Source organism: Ruegeria sp. YTSC192, assembly GCF_059609705.1.
Genome location: NZ_JBXWMG010000017.1, coordinates 35,653 through 50,586, shown reverse-complemented (window position 1 = coordinate 50,586; position 14,934 = coordinate 35,653). Strand labels below are relative to the sequence as shown.

At 58.2% G+C, this 14,934-nt stretch carries 14 protein-coding genes and 1 tRNA gene; 8 read left to right on the top strand and 7 right to left on the bottom strand.

What is annotated here, in order from left to right; translation table 11 throughout:
- Positions 1–241 precede the first annotated feature (241 nt).
- Positions 242–856, bottom strand: a complete 615-nt coding sequence (gene msrQ / locus AC2FD8_RS19180) for a protein-methionine-sulfoxide reductase heme-binding subunit MsrQ (RefSeq protein ID WP_496858728.1) — start codon at positions 854–856, stop codon at positions 242–244.
- A 3-nt stretch (positions 857–859) separates the two neighbouring features.
- Positions 860–1,762 (bottom strand): protein-methionine-sulfoxide reductase catalytic subunit MsrP, encoded by a 903-nt coding sequence (gene msrP / locus AC2FD8_RS19175; protein ID WP_496858730.1) that lies wholly within the window; start codon positions 1,760–1,762, stop codon positions 860–862.
- A gap of 199 nt (positions 1,763–1,961) precedes the next feature.
- On the opposite strand from msrP, the gene AC2FD8_RS19170 reads away from it, so the two are divergent.
- Together AC2FD8_RS19170 and AC2FD8_RS19165 are read left to right on the top strand one after the other, a co-directional pair.
- Entirely contained in the window at positions 1,962–2,921 is a 960-nt protein-coding gene (locus AC2FD8_RS19170; RefSeq protein ID WP_496858732.1) for a hypothetical protein, read from the top strand.
- A gap of 129 nt (positions 2,922–3,050) precedes the next feature.
- The gene (locus AC2FD8_RS19165) at positions 3,051–3,866 is read left to right on the top strand and encodes a cyclase family protein (protein WP_496858734.1); all 816 of its coding nucleotides are present in this window, start codon (positions 3,051–3,053) and stop codon (positions 3,864–3,866) included.
- Positions 3,867–3,965: 99 nt separating this feature from the next.
- On the opposite strand, the gene clpB is transcribed toward AC2FD8_RS19165, so the two are convergent.
- Positions 3,966–6,584 carry an ATP-dependent chaperone ClpB gene (clpB, locus tag AC2FD8_RS19160; RefSeq protein WP_496858736.1) on the bottom strand — a complete coding sequence of 873 codons (2,619 nt, stop codon included), beginning with the start codon at positions 6,582–6,584 and terminating at the stop codon, positions 3,966–3,968.
- A gap of 194 nt (positions 6,585–6,778) precedes the next feature.
- On the opposite strand from clpB, the gene AC2FD8_RS19155 reads away from it, so the two are divergent.
- Positions 6,779–7,363: an isopropylmalate isomerase gene (locus tag AC2FD8_RS19155; protein ID WP_496858737.1), complete on the top strand. Its 585-nt coding sequence runs from the start codon at positions 6,779–6,781 to the stop codon at positions 7,361–7,363.
- Here AC2FD8_RS19155 and AC2FD8_RS19150 read toward each other — a convergent pair.
- Positions 7,333–7,650, bottom strand: coding sequence for a hypothetical protein (locus AC2FD8_RS19150; protein WP_496858739.1), 318 nt, complete (start codon positions 7,648–7,650; stop codon positions 7,333–7,335). The two genes, AC2FD8_RS19155 and AC2FD8_RS19150, sit on opposite strands and share 31 nt — an antisense overlap.
- A gap of 139 nt (positions 7,651–7,789) precedes the next feature.
- Here AC2FD8_RS19150 and pyrF point away from each other — a divergent pair, with 139 nt between their 5' ends.
- Both pyrF and AC2FD8_RS19140 read left to right on the top strand, forming a co-directional pair.
- A complete protein-coding gene (gene pyrF, locus AC2FD8_RS19145) occupies positions 7,790–8,494 on the top strand; it encodes an orotidine-5'-phosphate decarboxylase (protein ID WP_496858741.1) in 705 nt (234 codons plus the stop codon).
- 388 nt (positions 8,495–8,882) lie between these two features.
- The gene (locus AC2FD8_RS19140) at positions 8,883–10,136 is read left to right on the top strand and encodes a DNA polymerase IV (protein WP_496858743.1); all 1,254 of its coding nucleotides are present in this window, start codon (positions 8,883–8,885) and stop codon (positions 10,134–10,136) included.
- Positions 10,137–10,139: 3 nt separating this feature from the next.
- Here the strand turns inward: AC2FD8_RS19140 and AC2FD8_RS19135 are convergent, their stop codons facing one another.
- Entirely contained in the window at positions 10,140–11,000 is an 861-nt protein-coding gene (locus AC2FD8_RS19135) for an N-formylglutamate amidohydrolase (RefSeq protein WP_496858745.1), read from the bottom strand.
- A gap of 147 nt (positions 11,001–11,147) precedes the next feature.
- Here AC2FD8_RS19135 and AC2FD8_RS19130 point away from each other — a divergent pair.
- From AC2FD8_RS19130 to AC2FD8_RS19120, 3 genes are all read left to right on the top strand, one after another.
- Positions 11,148–11,222 (top strand) — tRNA-Val (locus AC2FD8_RS19130).
- 91 nt (positions 11,223–11,313) lie between these two features.
- Positions 11,314–11,439, top strand: coding sequence for a type B 50S ribosomal protein L36 (gene ykgO / locus AC2FD8_RS19125; protein ID WP_008755722.1), 126 nt, complete (start codon positions 11,314–11,316; stop codon positions 11,437–11,439).
- A gap of 202 nt (positions 11,440–11,641) precedes the next feature.
- Positions 11,642–12,658: a Fe(3+) ABC transporter substrate-binding protein gene (locus AC2FD8_RS19120; RefSeq protein ID WP_496858747.1), complete on the top strand. Its 1,017-nt coding sequence runs from the start codon at positions 11,642–11,644 to the stop codon at positions 12,656–12,658.
- Between the two features lie 344 nt (positions 12,659–13,002).
- Here AC2FD8_RS19120 and AC2FD8_RS19115 read toward each other — a convergent pair whose 3' ends face one another.
- Together AC2FD8_RS19115 and AC2FD8_RS19110 are read right to left on the bottom strand one after the other, a co-directional pair.
- Entirely contained in the window at positions 13,003–13,833 is an 831-nt protein-coding gene (locus AC2FD8_RS19115) for a HupE/UreJ family protein (protein ID WP_496874330.1), read from the bottom strand.
- Positions 13,834–13,988: 155 nt separating this feature from the next.
- Entirely contained in the window at positions 13,989–14,774 is a 786-nt protein-coding gene (locus tag AC2FD8_RS19110; RefSeq protein ID WP_496858751.1) for a peptidyl-prolyl cis-trans isomerase, read from the bottom strand.
- Positions 14,775–14,934 lie beyond the last annotated feature (160 nt).

Sequence of the window (14,934 nt, the reverse complement as noted above, 5' to 3'; positions counted from 1 at the left end):
CCAGTGCGTCTCCAGCGCCTCAGCAGCGCCGGTGAAGGGGGTTCTAAGGTTTAGCGCAGAAGGCCGCAAGCAGAAAAAGCGAAAAAGTGGAGAAAAATTCGAAACGCCTATTTTATCTCATAAAAACAATTATTTAAGCAAAGTAAGTACCGTGCAGACGCCCCCAACCACCGCCCCGATCAACCGGAATCACCGCCTTCAGATCATTATCCACACAATTACTCACAGACTCGGTCAAAGCTTACGCGGAATCGACCTGCCTCAGCCGAGTCAGCAGGCCGGGAATCGGTAGACGCGCCAGCAACAGCACGATGATCGCAGCAAGATAGAGAAGCGGCTCGAGCTGGAATCCTTTGGCCAGCATCACATAATGGACCCCGCCAAGCAGAACGGCCGGGTAGACCAGCCTGTGCAGCTTGCGCCAACGCGGGCCAAGTCTGCGCACCGACCAGTTGTTCGATGTCACGGCCAAAGGCAGCAACAGTATGAACCCCGCCATGCCGACAGTGATATAGGGTCGCTTGAGGATATCAGCCCAAATCTGGCCAAGCAGCTGAACGTCCAGAACCAACCAGACCAGCAGGTGCAGCGCGACATAGGAAAAGGCCAGCACCCCGATTGCTCGGCGGAACTTCATAAGGTTCAAGCCAAGATGCTGGCGCATCGGGGTCACCGCCAGCCCAAGGATGAGCAGCTGCAGGGCCAGCTCGCCCAACTTATGTTCAAGCGCCGTGATCGGCTCGACCCCAAGCCCCCCCGTCAGCGCAAGATACAGGAACCAAGGGGCCGGAAGGGCCCCAGCCAGATAGACCGCCCAAACGGGGATCTTGCGTATGGCCTGATTCACCGCTTGCATCGCTCAAAAGAATTCCTTGAGGTCCATACCGTCATACAGGCTGGCGACCTCTTGTTCATAGCCATTGAACATGAGGGTCGGGACACGCTTGGCGAAAAGACCGCCTCCGATCTGGCGCTCGGACGCCTGAGACCAGCGCGGATGGTTCACATTCGGGTTCACATTACTATAGAAGCCATACTCGCGCGGTGCAGACATGTTCCAGCTGGTGGGCGGCTCATCGTCGGTCAGGGTGATCTTCACGATCGACTTGATCGACTTGAACCCGTATTTCCACGGCACCACCAACCGTAGCGGAGCGCCGTTCTGGTTGGGGATCGGGCGGTCATAGATGCCAGTCGCCATGATGGTGAGCGGGTGCATCGCCTCATCCAGACGCAGACCTTCGCGGTAGGGCCATTCCAGAATCGGGAAGCGCGTGCCGGGCATCTCATCGGGACGGTAGGCGGTTTCAAAGGCCACGAATTTTGCGCCTTCCTGCACACCCGCCATATTGAGCAGATCAGCCAGTTCAAACCCGTTCCACGGAACCACCATCGACCAGGCCTCGACACAGCGGAAACGGTAGATGCGCTCCTCGATGGTCATTTCGGACATGATGTCCTGGAAACTATATTCGCCGGGACGATCCACCAGACCGTCGATCTGGATGCTCCAGGGTTCGGTCACGAGGGTATGGGCGTATTTGGCCGGGTCGTCCTTGCCGGTACCAAACTCATAGAAATTGTTGTAGCTGGTGATCTCTTCCCAGCTGTTCGGCTCCAGCGCTTCTTGCGCGGCAGCGGGGCGGGCCATCGCGGTCAGCCCGACACCTGCCAGCCCGGCCATTACCTGCCGCCGGTTCAGGAACGCCGCCCTTGGGGTGACGTCGGCATGTGTCAAAGTGTTGGTCCAGCGATGCGCCATTTGGGTCTCCGTAGTGAATCTGCCTCAAAGGTGAGGTAGTCTGCTGATAGCACAGAGCCAAGGAAACAAGCGTCACGATTGAGCGAACGGACTGTAACGCAACTGCGTCAGCCAACCGCAAAGTCACATTTGGTAGCTGGTCCTTGTAATCTCGTTTCGGTATGCGGGAATCATCCGATAGTTGAGCAGAGTTGGTCCCGTGCTGGTATTTCAGGCCTTTCCTTTTTCGCTGTCCATATTGTGGCGCTATATTATTGTCTTTCCCGTCCTGCTGGTCGCGCTTGTCGTCTACGGGTTGATAGGTGGGATACTGAGCGCGCTGATCGGGCTGCTTATTCCGGGCCTGTCGATTCTGATCTCATTTTTTGTGGGCGCATCCTCGGGCGTCATCCCGATGCTGGTCGGCAGCCGTTTGGGCCTGCAGGCCTGCGAGGTTTCTCCCAGTAACAGTTACCGCCAGTTCGTTTTTCCAGCGGTTATCTACGGCGCTGTCGAAGCCATAGGCATCAGTGTGGCCGCAGCCCTGATCGCCGCGCTCGCCGTCGGTGCTGTCAGCGTAGGGGGCGGCGTTCCCGAGGATCCGACCGCGTTCTTCGCGACCCTGACGCCCGTGCATATCATGATGTTCTCGGGTGTTGTGATCCTGCTCTTTGCGGCGATCTGCGCGCTAAGGGCCGGGTTTCTGGTGCCGATTGCGGCGGCCTCGATCGGGCGGGACCCCAATGACCGCCCTTATACGCCATTCAACCATTTCGGTGCTTTCTTTCTGCAGCTTTTTGCCGTGGTGGCGATCAGCTTTGTCGGTGCTATCTTCTTCTTTGCGCTGTTTGTCGTCGGACTTACTGCAATCTACGGTCCGAGCACCTTGGTCGACGATGTTCAATTATTCGGCGAGATGACGACTGGAGCGGCTCCGTTTTCCGTCACTGCGCCGATGATCGCGACCGTCGTGGCCTATACCCTTCTGGCCAGCTGGGCCTTCAGCTATCAATGCGCCGGCGGGGTTCTGGCTTATCTGCGCCTCAGCGGTGGTGCCGTGCGCAAGACCCCAAGCACTGAGACATTGATTCAACCCGCACCGCAGCCCACGACCAACTCAGGCCCAAAAATGAGTTCGGAAGAGCTGCGCGCCCTGCGCAAAAGCCGTGAGTTCCGCTAGGACGCCCAGCGCATCTTAACAGACAGTACCCTTTACACGAGAGGGGTCAGCGCGGCACTCTGCCTGACAGGTGGTACGGTCCGCGACACCGGTCGCCCGACCCTGCCCCCCCATCAGGGAGGATACCGAATGTGTGATATCTGCGTAATGAATGCCGTCAAAGACAAGATGCTGTCCCGGCGAAGCTTCTTCAAAGCCGCCGCGGCCACTGGCGTGGCAGCCGCCGCAACGGGCGCGCATGCTCCGGCGGCATTGGCCGCAGGGCATGGCGGGGTCGAGGACATGACCCACACCCTCAGCCCCGAGTTTCCGACATGGGGAGGTGAACCGGGCATCTCTGCCGAACAGGCGTTCAACTTTGCGGATCACGGGTTCAACCTGTTCAACCTGTCGATCAACGAACATACCGGCACCCATATCGACGCGCCCCTGCATTTCTCGGCCGACGGGGCCTCGGTGGATGAGATCCCGGTAACCGATCTGGTTGCACCGCTCTGCGTCGTGGATATCGCCGCCCGCGCCGCCGAAGACGCAGATACCCGCGTGACGCCCGATGACCTCAAGGCGTGGATCGCCGCGAACGGAGAGATCCCCGACGGGGCCTGTGTCGCCATGCATTCCGGCTGGGGCGGCAAAACCGCCACCGATGCGTTCCGCAATTTCGACGGAGAAGCGCAGCATTATCCCGGCTTCCACGTCGAGGCCGCACAGATGCTGATGGAGGAAACAAGCGCGCGATCCATGGCGGTCGATACGCTGTCGCTGGACCACGGCATGTCCGCCGATTTCGCCACCCACTACGCCTGGCTGCCCTCGGGTCGGTTCGGAATCGAGTGTCTGGCCAATCTCGACCGCGTCCCAGCCGCCGGGGCCACCCTCGTGATCGGAGCGCCCAAACATAAAGGCGGCACCGGAGGGCCAGCACGTATTTTTGCGCTGGTGTGATCCAGGGCTATTGACGTTCACCTTAAAAAACTTCGATCCCGCGTACAAAAAACCCGCCATTTTGGCGGGTTTTTCCAGCTAGTCTCCAGGGTCGATTGATCAATGCACAACAGCATCATCCGGACGGGGACGGTCTGAGGTACCCAGCCTGTCGCCGATGATCAAGCCCTCAGCGCCAGCGGTGACGGGGACGGTCTCGCCATCCTTGATCTCACCGGCCAGCAGCGCCTCGGCCAGAGGGTTCTGCAACGCGCGCTGGATCACGCGCTTCAGCGGGCGCGCACCGAAGACCGGGTCATAGCCTTCATCGGCAAGCCACTGTTTTGCGCCCTCGTCCAGAACAAGCTCGATCTTGCGGGCGGCCAGACGTTTCTGCAGACGCGCCATTTGGATATCGACGATGCCATCCATGTCGGCCCGCTTGAGCCGGTCAAAGATGATCGTCTCGTCCAGACGGTTCAGGAACTCCGGCCGGAAATGCGCCCGGACCGCGTCCATCACATCCCGCCGCGCCTGCGCGCTGTCAGCACCTTCGGGCAGTTGGCTTAGTGCCTGAGACCCAAGGTTAGACGTCAGGATGATCAGCGTCTGCTTGAAATCCACAGTCCGGCCCTGACCGTCGGTCAGCACACCGTCATCGAGAACCTGCAACAACACGTTGAACACATCCGGATGCGCTTTCTCGACCTCGTCAAACAGCACGACCTGATAGGGTCTGCGCCGCACGGCTTCGGTCAACACACCGCCTTCGTCATAGCCGACATAGCCCGGAGGGGCACCAATCAGACGGGCGACGGCGTGTTTCTCCATGAACTCGGACATGTCGATGCGCACCATCGCGTTGTCGTCGTCGAACAGGAAATTCGCCACGGCCTTGGTCAGCTCGGTCTTGCCCACGCCGGTCGGCCCGAGGAACAGGAAGGACCCCAGAGGACGGCCTTCGTCATTCAGGCCCGCACGCGCACGGCGCACGGCATTGGAGACGGCAGTCACCGCCGCATCCTGACCGATCACGCGGGAATGCAGATCGTCTTCCATCCGCAGCAGCTTCTCGCGTTCCCCTTCCAGCATTTTCGAGGTCGGGATTCCGGTCCAACGTTCGACAACGCTGGCGATCTGGGTCGGGCGCACCGTTTCCTCGGCCATCATGGCGTTGCTTTCGGCGTTTTCGGCCTCGGTCAGCTTTTTCTCAAGCTCGGGGATGACGCCATAGGACAGTTCACCGGCCTTCGCCAGATTACCTTCGCGTTTGGCAATCTCCAGATCAGCGCGCGCTTTGTCGAGCTGTTCTTTCAGATCCCGCGCACCGGCCAGCTTATCGCGTTCAGCCTGCCATTGGGCAGTCATCTCGGCAGATTGCTCCTGCAGATCGGCCAGATCCTTTTGCAAGGTTTCCAGACGATCCTTCGATGCCGCATCATCCTCAAGCTTAAGCGCCTCTTCCTCGATCTGCATCTGCAGGATCTGGCGGTCGAGTTGATCGAGTTCTTCCGGCTTGGAGTCCACCTCCATCCGCAACCGCGACGCCGCTTCATCAACAAGATCGATGGCCTTGTCGGGCAGGAACCGGTCGGTGATATAGCGATGCGACAGGGTCGCCGCCGACACCAATGCGGAATCCGAAATACGCACGCCGTGGTGCAGCTCGTACTTTTCCTTGATGCCGCGCAGGATGCTGATCGTGTCCTCGACTGTCGGTTCAGCCACAACAACGGGCTGGAACCGGCGGGCCAAAGCCGCGTCTTTTTCGACGTATTTGCGATACTCATCCAGCGTAGTGGCGCCGATACAATGCAGCTCACCCCGGGCAAGTGCGGGCTTGATCAGGTTGGCGGCATCCATCGCGCCGTCGGATTTGCCGGCACCCACCAACGTGTGCATCTCATCGATGAACAGGATGATTTCACCAGCAGCCTCAGTCACCTCGGTCAAAACGGCCTTGAGGCGTTCTTCGAACTCACCGCGGTATTTTGCACCTGCGATCAGCGCACCCATGTCGAGCGCGAGCAGTTTCTTGTCTTTCAGCGATTCCGGCACGTCGCCGTTGATGATGCGCAGGGCCATGCCCTCGGCAATCGCGGTTTTACCGACGCCGGGTTCCCCGATCAGAACCGGGTTGTTCTTGGTCCGGCGCGACAGAACCTGCATCGAGCGGCGGATTTCCTCATCCCGCCCGATGATCGGGTCAATCTTGCCCTCGGCCGCTGCCTCGGTCAGATCCCGCGCATATTTCTTCAGCGCGTCATAGCCCTCTTCCGCCGACGCGGTGTCCGCGGTGCGGCCCTTACGGATATCATTGATGGCTTCGTTCAGTTTCTGAGCAGAAACGGCCCCGGCCTCCAAAGCGTCCTTGGCTTTGGATTTGACCATGCAGAGCGCCATCAACACCCGTTCGACGGGGACAAAGCTGTCGCCCGCTTTGGTGGCAAGTTTCCCCGCCTCGTCCAAAACCTTGGCGGTCTGGCCATCCATGTAAATCTGGCTCGCGTCACCGCTGACCTTCGGGATTTTCCCCATCGCAGCATCCAACGCCTCGACCACGCGGTTCGGCGCTCCGCCCGCGCGGGTGATCAGGTTGCTCGCCAGCCCCTGATCATCGTCCATCAATGCCTTGAGTATATGTGTGGGCTCCAGCCTCTGGTGCCCTTCGCGCAATGCAATCGTCTGCGCGGCTTGCACGAATCCCCGTGCCCGCTCGGTGAACTTGTTCAAGTCCATGAGTTATCTCCTTTGTCCAAGCGCCCCGTTTTGATGCGCCCGCTTGGCGGCACGCGTCGGTCTGGGCCTCACATTCAATTTGGGTAATGTCGGCGCGTATTCAAGATTGTCATGGCAGAATAACATGATGCATGCTGAGAAGCTGAATGATCTCGGTCAATTCCCGAGAAAAACCGCCATAGGAGCGCCCCGCGATGATCTCAGCCACTGCGCTACGCAGTTGCATTGCAGAACAATGGTCGCCCACCATTGGCGACCCAAGCGTGATCGGCTGGCTCACGGTTGCCGCATACGGCATCGCCGCGCTCCTGTGCCTGCGCGCAAGGCGCAATTCTCACGTCCGATGGTTCTGGCTGATCCTTGCGCTGCTGTTGTTTGCTTTGATGATCAACAAACAACTGGATCTGCAATCTGCGCTTACGGCCAGCGCCCGCTGCCTGTCGCAGATGCAAGGTTGGTACGAGGATCGAAGGTCTGTCCAGATCGGCTTTATTCTTGTGGTCGTGTTCAGTGGCTTCTGGATCGCGCTTGTCAGCCTCTGGTTGCTGCGCAGACATTTGCGAGAAGTCGGCATCGCCCTGATCGGTTTCGTCACCCTGATCTGTTTTGTACTGATCCGCGCCGCCGGGTTTCATGACTTCGATGCGTTTCTGGGTGTCGAGATCATGTCGATCCGAATGAACTGGCTACTGGAGCTGTCCGGAATCGCCCTGATCGCTACGAATGCAGCATGGGTGGCCAGACGCGTTCAGCCGCGCGGTATGGAATACACCGAATAGCCACCGGTTTCCGCCATCTTTTCCAACGTATACGTCTCGACCAAGGATTGCTCGGCACTGCTGCCGGTCGGGCACGAGACAAGATCAGCCGTGTGATCCAGAAATTCGCCGGTAAAGGCGCTTTCACCGGTTAGCTGGCACCAATCATCCTCGGATCGGTAGCCGCGAACCAGGGGAAGGTTGTCATTGGTTGGCGCGGGCGCCGCACCTGTGTCAGATGTGCCTGAGGCGGGATCATCGCAGGCGCCAACCATCAGCGCCACTCCCAGCAAGACAAGCTTTCTCATCTTCTGTCCCTTCATGTGACCTATTGATCGAATTGATCCACTGTAGCACAGATCATCCTTTCGCGTTCGGGCGGGCCAGCATGGACAGTTGCGCCCGAACCCGCTAGGAGGCTGACGTTTGCCAGCAAGGAGACCCAACATGTCCGATGACCGCCTGATCGTAGCCCTTGACGTCCCGAACGCTCTGCAAGGTTTGGCGATGGCCGAACGATTGGGTGATGCGGTGTCGTTCTACAAGATCGGGCTGGGAATGCTGACAGGCGGCGGTCTGGCTTTGGCGAATGAACTGAAACAGGACCATGGCAAGCGCATCTTTCTGGACATGAAGCTGTTCGACATCGGCAACACGGTGGAAAACGCGGTGCGGGGTCTGGCGCAGTTCGATCTGGATTTCCTGACCGTCCATGGTGACCCACATGTGGTGCGCGCGGCGAAAGAAGGTGCATCCGGCAAAGACCTTAAAATCCTCGCGGTGACGATCCTGACCTCGCTGAACCGCGATGATCTGGATGCCAGCCTGTTGAAGGCAGGCGACGTGCAGGATCTGGTGGTTGAGCGCGCGGCCAAAGCGCTGGAGGCCGGGGCCGATGGTGTGATCGCCAGCCCGCAAGAGGCGGCGCTGATCCGCGCCCTGCCCCAGGCCAAGGGCCGCTTGATCGTGACACCGGGCGTCCGCCCTGCCGGGGCTGCTCTGGGCGATCAGAAACGCGTGGCAACGCCTGCCAGTGCGATCGGCGACGGGGCGGATCATATTGTCGTTGGGCGTCCGATCTATCAGGCCGATGACCCGAAGGCCGCAGCCGAGGCCGTTCTGGCCGAGTTAAAATCATTGACACGGCACTGATCGCAGACGGGCATTCAACGCCTCAGACCCGCGAAACGGCAGCGATATCTTTACCTTAGGTCAGCAGGGGGGAATATTCCCCTGTTTTCCCCCTGTGCCCGAAACCACACAAACCCGGTGCAAGTTTTGGGGAATGACCCTGTCACCTATCTAAATATAGCGCTTTGAGCGATTCTGGGGCGGAGTTACTCCCCAACGGACCGCCTCTTCCTGTGGTTCGTTACCTTCCCCCCGCCCCAAGCGGGGGGTTTTCTTGTCGGCCAGTATCTTGCTTCTGACAGCCCGATTTCTGAACTGCTGGCAATGCTTCTGTTGCGTTCATGCAAAAGCCGTTAGACACTATAGCTTCGAACACCCAGAGCCCCCTTTCGGGTCGGGAAAAGTAGCCATGCCCACGATCTGCCGCGATTGCCTGACCAGTTTCCCGGACGCGCCGCGCTGCCCGTCCTGCGGTAGCCCGCGGCTGAAATCACACCCTGAGCTGTTTGACCTGTCGATTGCGCATATGGATTGCGATGCGTTCTATGCCTCGGTTGAAAAGCGCGACAATCCTGAATTGGCGGACAAGGCAGTGATTGTGGGCGGCGGGCGACGCGGGGTCGTTTCAACCGCTTGCTACGTGGCCCGCATCCGAGGGGTGCGCTCGGCCATGCCGATGTTCAAGGCGCTGCAGCTGTGTCCGGACGCTGTGGTGATCAAGCCGCGCATGTCGGTCTACGCCGAGGTCTCCCGTCAGATCCGCGCGATGATGGATGAGCTGACGCCCAAGGTAGAACCCCTATCGCTGGACGAAGCTTTCCTGGATCTGTCCGGCACCGAACGTCTGCATGGCGCGCCGCCTGCAGTGATGTTGGCGCGTCTGGTCAAGCGCATGAAGGATGAATTGGGGCTGACCGGCTCCATCGGGTTAAGCCACAACAAGTTTCTGGCCAAGGTCGCCTCGGACCTGGACAAGCCGCGGGGGTTTTCCGTGATCGGGAAGGCCGAGACATCTGACTTCCTGCACGACAGGCCCGTCAGGTTGATCTGGGGCATCGGCCCGGCAGCGCAAGAGTCGTTGGAGCGCGCGGGGATCCGTACCTTCTCGGACCTGCTGCGCTGGGATCAAGAGGCGCTGACCGTCCGGTTCGGATCGATGGGGTATCGCCTGTGGCATCTGGCACGCGGCCAGGACAAGCGCCGGGTCTCGGCCCATGAACCGATGAAGTCGATCAGCAACGAAACCACGTTTTTTGAAGACACCGCGAACCTCGAGATTCTGGATGGGCATCTGTGGCGCATGGCGCTGAAGGTTTCGGACCGGGCAAAGGCCAAGGATATGGCGGGCCGGGTGGTGACGCTGAAACTGAAGAAGGCCAATCACAAGATCATCACGCGCCGCGTTTCGCTGCGCGATGCGACTCAGATCGCGGATCGCATCTACAGAACCGCGCGCGGGCTGTTCGATCAGGTGGGGGATCAGGGTCCCTATCGTTTGTTGGGATGCGGGTTGTCCGATCTGTGCCCGGCGGATCAGGCGGATATCTCGGGCGACCTGCTGGACCCTAACGCGACACGCAGGTCTCAGGCCGAGCGCGCCACGGATGAGATTCGCAAACGGTTCGGAAGTGATGCAATCGTGAAAGGCCGCGCCCTGCGGTGACGCCTATTCCGCGGCCAGCCGCCGCGGTTGGGAACCGATCTCGGCAATCTCGGCGATCACTTGCCGCAGTATCTTGGAGAAAGCCATGAAGTTGGCATTGGGCGAGATCGTATCTTCGTTCATGTAGATGGCGCGGTCGATCTCAACCTGAATGGCATGTTGCTGCCGACCGGGGCGACCATAGGTTTGGGTCACATAGGCCCCTGCAAAAGGCGCATTCCGCGCCACGACCAACCCGGCCGACGCAAAGGCAGATTCGATTCGATCCACGATCGCGGTTGACGCCGAAGCGCCGAAACGATCGCCCAGCACAATCTCGGGGCGTGAGCTACGCCCGGTGCTGGCCATCGCCACCGCCTCATGCGGCATCGAATGGCAATCGACCAGAATCGCCTGCCCGAATGTCGCATGTGACTCCGCCAGCAAGGCCTTGAGACGGCTGTGATAGGGCCGCCAGTAGGTATCGATGCGCAAGCGCGCCTCATCCATGGTCAACTTCCCGCGATAAATCGCCCGCCCATTTGCCACCACGCGGGGAATCACTCCAAGCCCCGAGGCCACGCGCGGGTTGTGCCCTTGCCGTTTTGCGCCTTGAATCAGGGCCGGGTCCAGCTCATCCGCGCTGCGGTTGAGGTCCAGGTAAGCCCGCGGCATCGCCGCCTTGATCAGCGGTGCCCCGAAATCCGTGGCCGATGCAAAGAGTTGATCTACAAAAGCATCTTCCGAGGATCGAATCATATCAGACCCCAGAACCGAGCTTTTAAGAAGCGCCTCCGGATAGTCACGGCCACTATGCGGCGATGAAAAAACCACGCATGAACTGCGGTTTTCGGGCATATCCAGAAAATAAGAAGGATTCTTCATGGTCTCTCCGTGTTCGGGATTAACATAGACTGGAAAATAGTTCTTCCAAACCCCTTGAACCCCTTTGCGACTCCTTTTATAGACCCCGCTACCGGCGCGGGTATCCGCGCCCCATTTCGTTATGGGGCAGTGCACGCAATGGGACATGGGCGGTTAGCTCAGCGGTAGAGCACTTCGTTGACATCGAAGGGGTCACAAGTTCGATCCTTGTACCGCCCACCATTTTTTCACTGCTTCGGCTTGCCGGGGCACCCGACAAACCCAGGCGCTGGCCACGTCTTTGATGAAGGCGCCGCAGATTGGAGACAGACCCATGAAGGTCAAGAACTCGCTCCGCTCGCTCAAGAATCGGCACCGTGATTGCCGTATTGTGCGTCGCAAAGGCCGCGTCTACGTGATCAACAAGACGCAGCGCAAGTTCAAAGCTCGCCAGGGCTAAGAACTGCACATACCTATTCGAAAGAACCGCGCCCTTGGGTGCGGTTTTTTTGTGCCTACGTGCTTCGTTCAGGGTCGCTGCTCAAGGCGCCCGATATGTCGCACAATTTTTGTCGGGTTTTGCTTGCAAACCAAACTCAATGCTTTAATTGAGTGTTTAACTCGGGTTTACCCCGGTGGAATACTCAATGTTGGGAGCAATCATGTTTAAATCCACGACCTGTATCGCGGCTGGCCTTGCAGCCATGGTCGCCACATCTGCCGCAGCAGAGGGCGAACTGAACATCTATTCGTCGCGTCACTACGACACCGACGAGCGCCTCTATTCGGATTTCGAGGATGCAACCGGCATCACCATCAATCGTATCGAAGGCAAGGCAGACGAGCTGATCGCGCGTATGGAAGCCGAGGGCGTGAACTCCCCTGCCGATATTCTTCTGACCGTCGACACCTCGCGGCTTGAGCGCGCGAAGAACGCGGGCGTGCTGCAGACGATCGACAGCGCCGTTCTGGAAGAGCGTATCCCGTCGAACCTTCAGGACAGCGACAACCAGTGGTTCGGTTTCTCGCAGCGCGCGCGCATTATTTTTTACAACAAAAACGCAGTCTCCGAGCCGCCGCAAACCTACGCTGATCTGGCAGACCCCAAATACAAGGGTCAGCTGTGCATCCGCTCCAGCACCAATGTCTACAACCAGACCCTGCTGGCATCGATCATCGAAAACGCCGGATCCGAAGCCGCCAAAACCTGGGCCGAAGGCGTAGTGGCAAACATGGCGCGTGACCCGCAAGGCGGCGACACCGACCAACTGCGCGGTGTTGTCTCGGGTGAGTGTGACCTTGCCGTGGCCAACACCTACTACTTTGCCCGCGCGATCCGGAAAGACGTCGATGGCGTCTCGGCCGAGCGTGACGTGATCGGTTGGTTGTTCCCGGATCAGGACGGCAATGGCGCGCATGTGAACCTGTCGGGTGGCGGTGTTGCCGCCAATGCACCGCACAAGGACAACGCCGTCAAGTTCCTGGAATATCTAGCAAGCGATCAGGCGCAGCAGTATTTCTCGGCCGGCAACGACGAATACCCAACGGTTGAGGGCGTCGCCATTTCCGATTCCGTGGCCGAGCTGGGCGATTTCAAAGCAGACGAGGTCAATCTGTCTGCCGTCGCCAAAAACCTGCCCGAAGCGCAGAAAACCTTCAACGAGGTTGGTTGGAAGTAAGCTTTCTCCCTCCTCCCAAATTACGAAGGGCGCGATTAATTCCGCGCCCTTTTTCTTTTGCAATATTCTATTTAGAGCGTAAGCCAGCCCCTTGATCCGGACCGTTTGGATGTAGAATCCGTTCCTGTTTCTTTCTCGTGATTAGGTTGTGGTCAAAGCCTGCTGAGCGGAGCCCTTGTGTAAACTCGACGATAGGTAACTGATGTTTCAGCTTGTGAAAGACCTTCGTTGCTTTGGCTATATCCAAACCTCTATTTTTTCTCTTAAATCAACTGCGACAACTGAAGTTAATAAACAGTGCTTCAAGGAAGTACTGCCAGCAGTACTTTTAGCGCCACGATGCTTCAAAACCCACCTACACGATCAATGAGCCAGTACATCGACACCGAACCGATGCCATAAGCGGTAACCAGCGTTGTCACTTGACTGATCGGAAGGGTAAAAAAACGCCAGATCATAACCAGGACAGCCAAAAAACCGATAAAACACAGCTGACCGGCTTCGACGCCGAGGTTGAATGCCAGCAATGCCGCTGGAATATCGTTCGGGGGCAGCCCAATATCAGACAGAGCGCCTGCAAATCCAAGGCCGTGCAAAAGCCCAAACCCGAAACAGAATATCCAAGGTTGCCGCTTTGAAAGTCGCAGCTGGCCTTCGTCATCCTTGACGATCTCGATCGCCAGAAAAACGATTGAAAGGGCGATTATGGCCTCGACCGGTGGGCCGGGGATATTCAAAACCCCAAGCGTAGCCAGCGCCAGAGTTATTGAATGTGCCAGAGTGAATGCGGTTACCGCACCCACCAACCTCCGAGTGTCACGGACAAGCATAAACAGCGCGAAAACAAACAGCAGGTGATCCCAGCCTTCCAGTATGTGCTCAAATCCCAACAGGAAATACGCACCAAAAACAGCCCAGGTTGTCTGTTCGAAAGGTATTTTCTGAACCACCACATCCGGCGTGAAACGGAGCGTTGCAGGGTCTGATCCCAAAGCCTGCACACGCATCAGTACATCGTTCTTCTGGGCCTCCAATCCCTCAATCATGATGGATTGGCCCGCGATGTTCGCGCTGCACACCGCCACCCAGGATGAAACCCAAGCCCGATTTTCCGCAGCCGGGTCGGGGCCACGGGCCGGAGTGCAACTACTCGGCAATACTGCATCAATCGCCATCGGTTGACCATTCACATCAGGTTTTCGCCAATGAACGCTCCACGTATCGGATTCAATTTGGTGAACGTCCAAATAGCCCGGGTCAAGCGCGTGGGCCGTAACACTACCTGCTGGCCACATGCAAAGCAGGGCAAGCAAAAGGCAATACATCGCCCTCATTTGATCTGACCCGAGAGATATGGGGTTTCAATCGTGTAGTTGTCGGCGAGTGTCTGATATTGCGCCTGTGCCAGATCTTCACCCATCGCGCGCTGCCAATCCTGCAACACCGCACTGCGAATGTCATTCAGAGGCGGCAATCGACCGGGTTCGACGGCCAGAATCTGAATTAAGTGCTTTCCGTAGCCCGATTGGATCGGCCCTTCCCACTCACCCTCTTTCAGATTTTCGATGTCATCAGAGAACCCGACGCCAAAGACGGAATCGATCACTCTTTTGGTGGTCAGAGGCATTGATGCAGGAAGCAATGACGAGCCCCCCAAATCTGGCGGGGGTCGCCCGGCGCGCAATGCTGCCAGTATTTGCTCAATTTCGTCTTCACTTGGTTCCTCACCCAGAAAGACTTGATTGAAGGCCATTTTGACGGGTGTAGCGTAGCGTTCCGGGTTTTGCTTAAGGAAAGCCTCCAGATCCTCGTCTTGCGGGGTAACTGATGCCGCAATCGCTTTGGTCAGAAAGTCCATCTTTTGACTTAGTCGTGACCTGATCACCGTATCTCCGCGATCCAGGCCCAGCTTTCTCGCCTCTCTGACCAGAACCTCTTCGCGAACTGTGGCGTCGACCAGAGCCTTCAGTTCGGCCTCGCTCGGTTGGCGGTTCCGCCGTGCTTCAAACCCGGCCACCAAACGCGCAACGTCGTTTTCGTTGATCATGATCGTCTCGAGGGCTTCAGCGGTCTTGTTTTCTGGCGCAACAATATGAAACAAAATGAAAATAGCCATTCCGATCAGAAAGAAATGGAACAAAGGTTCTTTCAAAAATCGCATGAGGACTCTCGCGTGAAAAGTATACCAGTTCTTTGAATCAAGGCACATGGCCGATGAGGTTTGGCAAGATCCCGCATACTCGGCAATTTTCCGACATCTGACTTATGTGCCGGGA